Here is a 10,684-nt window from a genome sequence, read left to right as displayed (position 1 = left end):
AAGAAATTGATAGCAGTGCTAGCTATCGGTTTCTGTTGGTGCTATTTAACAGGTGAATGGCAACATGATCGGAAAAAAGCGATAAAAATAAAGAAGCATGGACGACTTTCAGTAAGTTTATTTCGCTACGGTTTGGACTATGTTCAAATGGCTATTCTACGTTTGATTGGTTTTGGAAAAAAAGAAGAATTTAAGAAAGTGCTAGCAATTTTAAGAAAGAAAAAGCCTGATAGGACAAGGATCCTATGAAATTTGTCGTGTACAGAGATATTTTTTATAATTCTGATTTAAGATTTCAGTGGGCCACAAGCTTGGGATACTCGATGCTGTATGCGCATCAAAGTGATTGATTTGGCAGACTCTTGCATTTTCCTCCAGACCAGAGTTTCTGAGTTCGATGATCAAATCATCAAATTCAATCGCCAAGTTATCAGGACGGATAAAAATCCCTTGTTCCAGTTCCTTAAAGCCGAAATGTTTCAGAACACGTTCGCGGCGATGTAGTGCCGTTCGATCAACACGCCCAAGCCCACCGGTAAAAACCGCAAGATATTGATGATTCCAAACTTTAGTGTGCTTAATACCACGTTTTCGATTCAACATGACATCAGCCCACTCATGAGATCGATGTGTAAATTGATACACACCACGCTCGATAGCTTCAATCACACCCTCGCTAGACAAACGAGTTACCGCCACTCGAATACTATTTTCGCTAATCTCAAACAATTTTGCGGCGATAATAATCTGTTTGATTGAAATTGCTCGTCCTTGTGAACCTAAAAGTAAATCGACAATCAAGTCACGGGCATTCATTTTTATTAATATCATTTTTTCCATACAATCAACTAAATAATCATTAAACTATTCTTCTTAAGCATTTGCTCAACGACTTCTTGTGTGTCAAAACCTAAACGCCAATATAACAACTCCAAAACATCAAGTTCATCTTGAGTAATAATTCGATCACTCCATAAGCAGCGCTCTGCGATTGAAAGAATATTCAGACGATCACGTAGCAGAAGCCCAGACACGTCATTCAATATCTCTGCTAAATCTAAAGGCTCATCTGAAATATCAGCATAAATCTGCATTTCATCGTCAGTTAAGATAAATCTTAAAATACGCTCGCGGACTTCTAACTGATTAGGGCTATTAATTTGTTGCACATGCAATAAAGCATCAATCAAATGAACTATCTGAGACTTTACTTCCTCAAATGATGTAGGTAAATGAGCAGGCATCAAATTCAATTCATGCTTCACTTTTTCCAACAACAAAGCATCCAATAGACCAACCTCACCATCGGCCTGAATAATATTGGCTAGTTTGGTTAAAAACTGACGTGCAATACTCGCTGGCATATGCCCAATATTCTTACAAGCATCATGGAAAATCTGCACATGAATACGGCCATCAAGATGAAGTAAAGCATCGACAATGGCATGGCTTACAGGTGCATCTTGTGGAATAAATTCACGATATTGAAGAATCATTAAAATCGCAACCATAACTTCACGAGAGCCTGTCGCTGTTTGCATCGCTCTTTGAATCAGTTCAGGACGCTTCTTATTTTTTCGCAGCTCAGGATTTAACGGTTTAATCGCATCATTTAAAGCAAAGCTGATCGGAGACAAACGCAACAATGGTAATGGCTGAGGAGAGCTCCAAGGTGTAGTTGCATCTGCTATTTCTTCCTCTAGAGAGCGAAATAAACTAAACAAAGGACGACTACGTAACTTTCGTAAATTTTCTAGTTGTAAGTCCTGTAGCAAAGTTGGATTTAACTCATAAATACGGTCTTTAATACTAGGATGAATATTCATCCAGCTTTGAGGGCTAAGAGAGTTCGCAAAACACATATGTGAAATAGATTCAGAATATGCACTATGGATCTGAGAACCCGAGTGATGCACATAGATACGTAATAACGTCTGAATATTGGCATTGTTATTCATTAAATGCATTATTGTCTTCAAATCATTACGAAAAGTACGACCACTTAAGGTTAGATATTTAATAAAACGTGTAATTAGTATCCCTAAACTGCCGATTAGCCAAATCACGCCTCCAATTGCCACAAAGATTGTCTCGAATTTATTGCGACGATTCGTTGCATAGGGATTATAGCCAGCTTGAGCTAATTTACTTCCCCATTGGCTAAAAGTAGTTAGACCACTATATATGATTTTAAGTTTGGTATTTTCAACCGCTTCACCTGATAAGATTTGATTGAACTCGTAACTTAACAGACCATACAGTTCTAACTCATCAAGATTCTGCAAAGCTCCCCAAGTCAAAATAATCACAATATCTTGAGACTTGAAGCCTGCTGTTAAAGCATTTACGCCCACTTCATCAGGCAGAACATAAACTGCAGGCGTTTCTATTGCAAAACTTTTAGCGACTTGTTCAGCAACTTTTAAGGCTGTACTTTCTTCAGGTGTACTTTCCTCATAAACCAAACGGCGGGCTTTTAATTGCTTAGCAAGAGAATGACCGCCTTCACGTAACACATAGAATTCAGCCCCAACGGACCAAACCAGCACAAGAAACAATAGCGCAATAAAATATGGACTAAGGACATGCCACCAAATTTGCTGTGTATAATCAAAAAAATGAACCACTAAACCTAAGATTAAATTGAGAATAAAAACTGTCAACAGCATCGCAAGCCAACAAAAACTCATTGACCATGCGATGCTTTTATTTTCAATTAAATAATGGCTCATTTCTTTCAATGTAAATTTTCCTGATTACATTGTTTATAGGTAAATTCAACGTCTATCATAAAATAAAAAAGCGGGAATTTCCCGCTTTTCTAAACATAACAAATTATGCTTCTCGAATACCTGTTAAATCAACGGAAGCTGCATCAATATTCACATCGATATAGCCATCTGCATTTTTCTTGGCTGTATCATTACGCTTTTGCTCAAGATCTGTCAGATATTGTTGATTAATACCACCTGCAACATACACACCATCAAAAACAGAGCAATCAAACTCTCTTAAGTCTGGTACTTTGCTGGTACTCACTGCATTTTTCAAATCTTCTAAATCTTGGAAGATTAAGCGGTCAGCACCAATAATTTCACGAATTTCTTCTACACTACGCTCAGAAGCAATTAATTCTGATTTAGCTGGCATATCAATACCATACACGTTTGGATATTTCACCATAGGTGCAGCAGAGGCAAAGAATACTTTCTTCGCACCAGAATCACGTGCCATTTGAATGATCTCATTACACGTTGTACCACGTACAATTGAGTCATCCACCAATAGAACGTTTTTATCTTTAAATTCAAGTTCAACTGGGTTCAACTTTTGACGTACAGATTTTTTACGCTGTTGTTGACCTGGCATAATAAAGGTACGACCGATATAGCGGTTTTTCATAAAACCTTCACGGAATTTTACCCCAAGAATATTGGCCAACTCTAAAGCAGACGTACGACTCGTATCAGGAATAGGAATCACAACATCAATGTCATGCTCTTCACCCCATTCTTTGAGGATTTTATAAGCAAGCTTTTCACCCATTTTCAAACGAGCTTTATAAACTGAAATCCCGTCAATTGTTGCATCTGGACGAGCAAAATAAACGTATTCAAAAATACATGGACGGTATTCTGGATTTACTGCGCATTGCTTCGAGAATAACTGACCTTCGCTATCAATAAAGATTGCTTCACCTGGTGCAATATCACGTTCAATTTTAAAACCAAGTGCAGTAATCGCAACCGATTCAGACGCAATAATATATTCTGTACCTTGCTCAGTCTCACGTGAACCATAGATCAATGGACGAATACCATTTGGATCACGGAAGCCAACCAAGCCATGCCCAGTGATCATAGCGACTACACCATAAGCACCTTTGCAACGTTCATGTACACGCGAAACGGTATGAAAAATATCTTCTGGCGTTGGATTTAATGTACCAATTTTCTGCAACTCATGCGCAAATACATTGAGTAAAACTTCAGAATCAGAATCGGTATTCATGTGACGTAAGTCTGTTTTGAACAGGTCATCATGAATTTCTATCGCATTGGTCAAGTTACCATTATGCGCCAAGGTAATACCGTATGGAGAGTTCACATAGAAAGGCTGTGCTTCGGCACTACTTGATGAACCCGCAGTAGGATAACGTACATGACCGATTCCATAATTTCCCAGCAATGCGCGCATGTGACGGGTATGAAATACATCACGCACCATTCCATTATCTTTTCGGAGAAATAATCGCCCTTGATGGCAAGTCACGATCCCCGCTGCATCTTGTCCTCGATGTTGCAACATCGTTAAAGCATCAAATAACATTTGGTTTACTGGCGATTTACCGGCAATCCCAACAACTCCACACATAGCAACCTCGCGACAAGCTAGGAACAGGGTTTAACCCCGATTAATAAAACGGATTTTTGGTTGAATGATCAGAACGTTCATTGACTAATACCCGCTCCGATTCATTGATTTTGCTTGAAGGACGGTGTAATAACGCACCTTCAGATGTCATTTGATGTAATGCTTCATTGGCAGCATCTTTCGATAACTCAGTTGCCAAAGGCGCATAAGGCAGTAAAACTTGTACAAATTTAGATTGTTTCCAGTGCGGTGAACTCTCAACCCAAGGACCTAAACCCTGCATGGTAATGAGGACAATTAATAATCCTTTTAAAGAACCAAAAGCACCGCCTGCTAAACGATTTAATGGGCCCAATTTCAGACTTTTCAAGAGCCCATTCAAAAATGCAGAAACAATCCATGTACACACAACAATGATCAAAACAATAAAAGCAAAAGCTGCAATTTTTTGCACGACTGGATCTTGACTCAAACCAGCCATTGCAGGTGCGAACACCACAGCGTATTTTGCCCCAACGATCAATGCGAATATCCATCCGATCAAGTTCGCAAAGGCTTTTATAAATCCTTGACGCAAACCGTTCAGCCCTCCAATGAGCAAGATGATCAGAATAATGATATCAAGCGTGTTCATTTCACACAGTCATCGCACTAACACAATCTTTTACAAGTTTTGGGCCTGTATAAATTAAGCCACTATATACTTGTACTAAACTAGCACCAGCAAGTTGTTTGGCAACAGCCTCTTCGCCAGACAAGATACCACCAACACCAATCAGTGGGATTTTGCCTTTTAGAATTTTTGAAAACTGTCGTAAACATTCAGTGCTTTTCGCAAAGACTGGCGCGCCAGATAAACCACCTGCCTCATCGCCATGTGCTAAGTTTTCAACACCCTCACGTCCCAAAGTTGTGTTAGTCACAATCAAACCGTCAATTTTAAAACTCAATAATTGATTCGCGATAAACTGAATATCTTCTGTCGTTAAATCTGGTGCAACTTTTAATACTAATGGCACATAATGATTGTATTGTTGCGAAAGTTCTAACTGACGATCTTTTAAAGTCTGTAACAACTCAGTTAATGCATCACCACTTTGTAAGCTACGGAGATTTTTAGTATTTGGTGAGGAAATATTGACTGTAATGTATGAAGCGTAGTTATAAACTTTTTCTAAGCAAATCAAATAATCTGAAACGGCATCTTCTACAGGTGTATCGGCATTTTTACCAATATTAATACCAAGAATTCCCTTAAATTTTGAAGCTTTGACATTTTCAACCAGTTGATCAACACCCTCATTATTGAATCCCATACGATTAATAATTGCTTTCGCTTCAGGAATACGGAATAAGCGAGGTTGTGGATTACCAGCTTGTGGACGTGGTGTGATAGTACCAATTTCAATAAACCCAAAACCTAATGCTGCTAAGGCATCAATGTGCGCACCATTTTTATCCAAACCTGCTGCAAGACCGACAGGATTAGGAAATTGAATCCCCATACATGTCACAGGTTTTGTTTCGACTTTTTGATGCATTAGACCCAATTTATGCGCTTTATCCAGCATAGAAAGTGTGACTTCGTGCGCACGTTCAGGTGCTAAAGTAAACAACAAAGGGCGAGCCAATGAATATAACATACCAATCACAGTCTACTGATTTTCAAGTAACCATATTATAGGCATAGGCTCGTGAAAACACCATGCTTGGCATGGAGTTATTTTAAAGTCTGCTGACATTTCAACCATAGATTATGATTTATTGAACTGTTGCCGTTAATTTGATCTGATTATTGTTAGAAACCATGTCCATTTTTACAATGCTTAACCCCATTTGAGATAATTGCATAAGGAAATTGGCCAATACAGCATAGTTCCGATGTTCTGCAACCAGTTGCAGTTGTTCACCATTTTGCTGTGATGAAACAGCAACTCCCTGTTGTTGTGCCGCGCGCTGGATTTTGTCTGCCGCAGAAAGCTCAAGATCATTCGCAGGCTTCATCGTTGCAGCATTGCTTTGCATCCATACGGTTAAATCTTTTAACTCATTTAGACGCTTTTGCTGCTCGTTTGCCTTGCTATGCATTTGCCAAAGCGCAGTTCCAATCATCACGACAACCACAAAAATAGTAGTGAATATCACCATCACTCTTTCACGTGGTGATAATCTTTGTAAATATTGATCAATCAGTTCTACTTTCTGATCAACAAAGTTTTGTAATTGTGTAAGTGCTTTCATTATTTTACTTTTACCGTCCCGATAGCACCCACACTATCTGCTTGTACATTCCCCAATTCTGCTTGGAAACCTTGTTGATTTAATTGCTGCACCAATGTTTGTAAGTCATTGGCAGCATTTGCCTTTAACGCCATTGATAAAACCGCAGCATCAAAACTCACTTGTTGAGCAACAATTCTGTTTTGCATCAAAATTGGTCCAACCCGACTTAATAATGATAGTGCTTGCGCATCCCCTTGTTTGCTCATTCGCAACTGACTTTCAAATTGGCTTTTAATATTTTGCTCAGTCACACGACTATTTTCACCAAACCAAGATTTATACTGATCCACCGCTTGTAATGCAGTTTGATCAGCAACACGCTTTAATTTCGACCAACGCAATACATCATAACTTAACTGTACAACGATCACTGCCATAAAGACAATTGCAGCGGCTTTCCAGTAACCTGACCACTTTACATTTGAGTTTTTTGCCTTAGGGAATACATTAAAAGGATGTTGCTTAGCACGAATCGGTTGAACGAACTGATAGCTAAATTCGGTACGATGGTCACGATCCGAAACATTTGCCAAATGATCGAGTTGATCTGCATTTAAATTAGCAAATTGATAATGCGTTTCTAATGGCTGAAACTCTAAAAATAGCGCGAGATCATCCACAGAGTTGCCTATATATGCGCCTTCTCGAACCAACAAGTGCTCATACAAGTTAACCATCACCACTTGATCTATTTCAGGTTCTGGTAAAATCAAGAAATCTGGTAAGAATGCAACAATTTCAATAGGTAGCAAACTCAACGCATGTTGCCATGTTTCTACAGCCGATTGTGCTACCCCAAGAATACTCAATTGATCATTATGAAAGTGATGAACAACCTTCATCTGATCAATAGGTAAGGTCACGTATTCTTCTAATAAATATTTGACACCATCATAACCCAATTGCTTATAGTGCATCTTGGTCATCGTTTGTTGCAATATTTGTGCATTACGGCTAGGGAAATAGACAACCGCCTCTTTCCCATGGTACACCTGTAAGTCTTGAATTAATTGTTCAAGACTACTCGCCTGCACCCAATTTTCCCCAGTCGACCAATACCATGTTCCATTGGTTTCGGGCATCCATATATACAACATCGTTGTTTTATACTCTTATTTTATTGCGGACATAAAGATCTAGATCGTTGGAATAAAACGGTTCTTCTGTGTCGATAAACCGTTAGCTATCACTGCCTGATCATATATACGAGCTTCAGCCAATGCAAATGGTTGGAAATTTTCATGCGTCAATTGTTCAGCAATATGCGCCACAACGTTCATATGACAAACCACCGCAATCGACTCATATGGCAGTTTTGATAGCCATTCAATTGCATCTTTGGCATCATCATCTGGCTTAATTTTATCGCACATTAAAACAGGAATACCCTGAAAATGTGTTTGTATATGTGCCAAAGTCTCTTGAGCTCGTAATAATGGACTAACTACAAAAATTTCAGGGCGTATAACCTCTTTCAAAAAAAGCCCTGTTTGTTCAGCTTGTTGATGCCCACGTTGTGTTAAAGGGCGTTGCATATCGTTTCCATTCACTGCTGGAGACGCTTCACCGTGACGGACTAAAGTTAACTGCATAAAACTACCTTATTCTTTATATTGATATCTTAACTATGCAAGATGACAATTTAATAAATCGATCTGGCTATATATTAAATACTCGTCTTTGTAATGGCTAAACCATGTCATCATCATGCAAAAAATCTTTAAACTTCATGATGAGGTAAGACAAACTCGACATCACTCCGATGACCATTTTTCATTAAAGAAAGTGCGATTGTCATTGGCGGTGCGTTTTCAAAAATCACTTCATAGAGTGCATTGGTAATTGGCATATAAACATCTAGCTCTTCAGCTTTGGTACGCACTTGAACAATCGTATTAATACCTTCGGCTGTTTGACCTAATTCTTTGGTTGCTTGATCTAATGTTTTGCCTGATCCTAATGCATAACCAATTTGGTAATTACGGCTCAACGGACTGTTACAAGTCGCAAATAAATCGCCTACACCTGATAACCCCAAGAATGTAAGTGGATTTGCACCTTGTTTTACTGCAAAACGGCTCATTTCTGCCAAAGCACGAGTTAAGATCATACTTTTAGTATTTTCACCGATGTTGTAGGCAGCACCCATTCCCATCGCAACGGCATAAATATTCTTTAACGCACCACCTAGCTCAACACCATGCACATCATCACTACCAAAAACACGGAATAATGCACTATGTAAAGCATGTTGCACAGCATAGCGGACCAACTCTGACTCACTTGCAATCACGGTACCCGATGGCATACCTGCCATGATTTCTTTGGCTAAGTTTGGACCAGATAGAACACCATAAGGAACTTCGGGTAACTCTTCACGAATAATCTCGCTCATAAAGCTAAAAGTTTTTGCTTCAATCCCTTTCGTTAAAGACACAACGGCTTGTGCACTGATAAATGGTGCAATTTGCTTGAGTACATCTCGATAAGAATGACTTGGTATCGCAACCAAAATAATATCGCGATCACGTACAGCTAACTCTAAGTCAGCAACTGCGTGTAAAGCAGGCTCCAAAGTATAGTCTGGCAAATAACGCTTATTAATATGTGTTTGATTAATTTCTTCGGCTACTGCCGCATCACGTATCCAAATCATGGTATCGCAGCCATTTCGTGCTGCCAAGTTCGCCATAGCAGTACCAAAACTACCGCCACCGAGAACTGTAATTCTCAACGCTGTTTTTTGATCTACTGCAACAGGTTCAACCAAATCAGTAAATTTTAACTCTGCCATTTTCTATCCTGAAACTCATTATTCTTTAATCATTTAAGATATAACTAAGGGGTTTGCCATAATGTCACAAAAGCTTGGCTATCTATTTCTGCACGAGGTGGAATTGCTTTGGCCGCTGTTCCAACATAAATAATACCAGAGATCAGATCCTGTTCTTTTAAACCCAATTGCTGCTTAAGCCAATTTGACTCTACAACCGCTCCAGAACGCCACATCGTGGCAAAACCTTGAGCTTGAAGAGATAATAAAAAATTCTGTACCGCAGCACCCGTACTTAAAATTTGTTCGAAGTGAGGAACTTTAGGATGGTCTTGCAGTGTTGTGAGTGCTAAAACCAACATAGGCGCACGAAAGGGATGATGTTTAACACGCTCCAAATGTGCAGGCTCAGTTTCGCCTAAGTCTGCTAAAGCATTTGCTAAAAACTCACCAAAAGCAGCACGTTGATCAGTACCCACAATGACAAAACGTGTTGGTTTCAAACGATGATGATCAGGCGCAGTTAAAGCAGCCTGAACTGCTTTTTCGATTTGTTGAGTATCTGGTGCGGGTTCAATTAATTGCCCAATAGATTGACGTTGATGAATATTTTGATGAATTGTCTCTATTTTGGAGTCTGCCATTAATATAAATCTAACTAGCACAAGGATTTCGCTAGATTAGCATAATCTTATTCTTTTTCACTATGGGTAATTTTGGCTTGATGTATATTCATGGTTTACAATACCCTATCAATTACTTTTCTTACTAAGTTTCACAACAAACTGTACATAAGCTGCCAAAGAAATTGAAAATTCTATGCTCAAATAATCAAATAACTTTTTGACTAGAGAAAAGCAATGAAAAAAACTTTAATTTTTAGCTTACTAGGTAGTGTTGCACTTGGACTTACGGCATGTGCATCTTCCCCTACCCACACCTTAGCCATTCAGAAAGAAAATAATCATTATGAAGTAACGGGTATAGGCAAAACCAGCTTAATTGCTAAAAACAATGCTGTCAGTGCTGCTCAAAAAACCTGTACACGAAACACATCACCAGTCTTAGTTGACGAGAAAGTTGCCTATCAAGGTGTACTTAAAGGTGTTGTGGATGAAGAGACTGGAAAACTGGTTGAAGCTGCAGCTGGTGTGATTGGCACCATTACAGGACGAAACGCATCTTTAGCTAAAGATGATGACTATCAAACCACGCTGACATTTTACTGTAAAGCCAATTCGTAAACGAAAAAAA

The 10,684-nt window shown here is 39.0% G+C and carries 10 protein-coding genes and 2 pseudogenes; 2 read left to right on the top strand and 10 right to left on the bottom strand.

The genetic code is table 11. The features are described 5' to 3' along the window. Positions 1–249, top strand: a pseudogene (locus F927_RS06725) (IS4-like element ISAba33 family transposase); the annotation flags it as partial. Between the two features lie 18 nt (positions 250–267). On the opposite strand, the pseudogene F927_RS06720 reads toward F927_RS06725, so the two are convergent. The 10 genes and pseudogenes from F927_RS06720 to F927_RS06675 all read right to left on the bottom strand — a co-directional run. Continuing rightward, positions 268–831, bottom strand: a pseudogene (locus F927_RS06720) (PaaX family transcriptional regulator); the annotation flags it as partial. 17 nt (positions 832–848) lie between these two features. Next, the gene (locus F927_RS06715; RefSeq protein WP_005082768.1) at positions 849–2,741 is read right to left on the bottom strand and encodes a M48 family metalloprotease; all 1,893 of its coding nucleotides are present in this window, start codon (positions 2,739–2,741) and stop codon (positions 849–851) included. 94 nt (positions 2,742–2,835) lie between these two features. Beyond that, positions 2,836–4,374, bottom strand: coding sequence for an amidophosphoribosyltransferase (gene purF / locus F927_RS06710; RefSeq protein ID WP_005082766.1), 1,539 nt, complete (start codon positions 4,372–4,374; stop codon positions 2,836–2,838). A 40-nt stretch (positions 4,375–4,414) separates the two neighbouring features. Further along, positions 4,415–5,008: a CvpA family protein gene (locus F927_RS06705; RefSeq protein WP_004639385.1), complete on the bottom strand. Its 594-nt coding sequence runs from the start codon at positions 5,006–5,008 to the stop codon at positions 4,415–4,417. Position 5,009: 1 nt separating this feature from the next. After that, entirely contained in the window at positions 5,010–6,017 is a 1,008-nt protein-coding gene (locus tag F927_RS06700; protein ID WP_004639386.1) for a quinone-dependent dihydroorotate dehydrogenase, read from the bottom strand. A 118-nt stretch (positions 6,018–6,135) separates the two neighbouring features. Next, on the bottom strand, positions 6,136–6,615 hold the full coding sequence (gene gspM / locus F927_RS06695) for a type II secretion system protein GspM (RefSeq protein ID WP_005082764.1): 480 nt from the start codon (positions 6,613–6,615) through the stop codon (positions 6,136–6,138). Next, entirely contained in the window at positions 6,615–7,754 is a 1,140-nt protein-coding gene (gene gspL, locus F927_RS06690; RefSeq protein WP_005082763.1) for a type II secretion system protein GspL, read from the bottom strand. Before gspL ends, gspM begins: the two co-directional genes overlap by 1 nt. A gap of 39 nt (positions 7,755–7,793) precedes the next feature. Further along, on the bottom strand, positions 7,794–8,249 hold the full coding sequence (gene sixA / locus F927_RS06685; RefSeq protein ID WP_005082761.1) for a phosphohistidine phosphatase SixA: 456 nt from the start codon (positions 8,247–8,249) through the stop codon (positions 7,794–7,796). A gap of 128 nt (positions 8,250–8,377) precedes the next feature. Then, complete coding sequence (locus F927_RS06680; protein WP_004639390.1) at positions 8,378–9,451, bottom strand: NAD(P)H-dependent glycerol-3-phosphate dehydrogenase; 1,074 nt, start codon at positions 9,449–9,451, stop codon at positions 8,378–8,380. A gap of 44 nt (positions 9,452–9,495) precedes the next feature. After that, entirely contained in the window at positions 9,496–10,074 is a 579-nt protein-coding gene (locus tag F927_RS06675; protein WP_005082759.1) for a nitroreductase family protein, read from the bottom strand. A 216-nt stretch (positions 10,075–10,290) separates the two neighbouring features. Here F927_RS06675 and F927_RS06670 point away from each other — a divergent pair, with 216 nt between their 5' ends. Continuing rightward, positions 10,291–10,674, top strand: a complete 384-nt coding sequence (locus F927_RS06670; protein ID WP_005082757.1) for a hypothetical protein — start codon at positions 10,291–10,293, stop codon at positions 10,672–10,674. The last annotated feature ends 10 nt before the right edge of the window (positions 10,675–10,684 follow it).

This window comes from Acinetobacter haemolyticus CIP 64.3 = MTCC 9819 (assembly GCF_000369065.1).
GTDB classification, from domain to species: domain Bacteria; phylum Pseudomonadota; class Gammaproteobacteria; order Pseudomonadales; family Moraxellaceae; genus Acinetobacter; species Acinetobacter haemolyticus.
The sequence above is the reverse complement of the archived record's forward strand: the minus strand, read 5'-3'. Positions and strand labels throughout refer to the sequence as shown.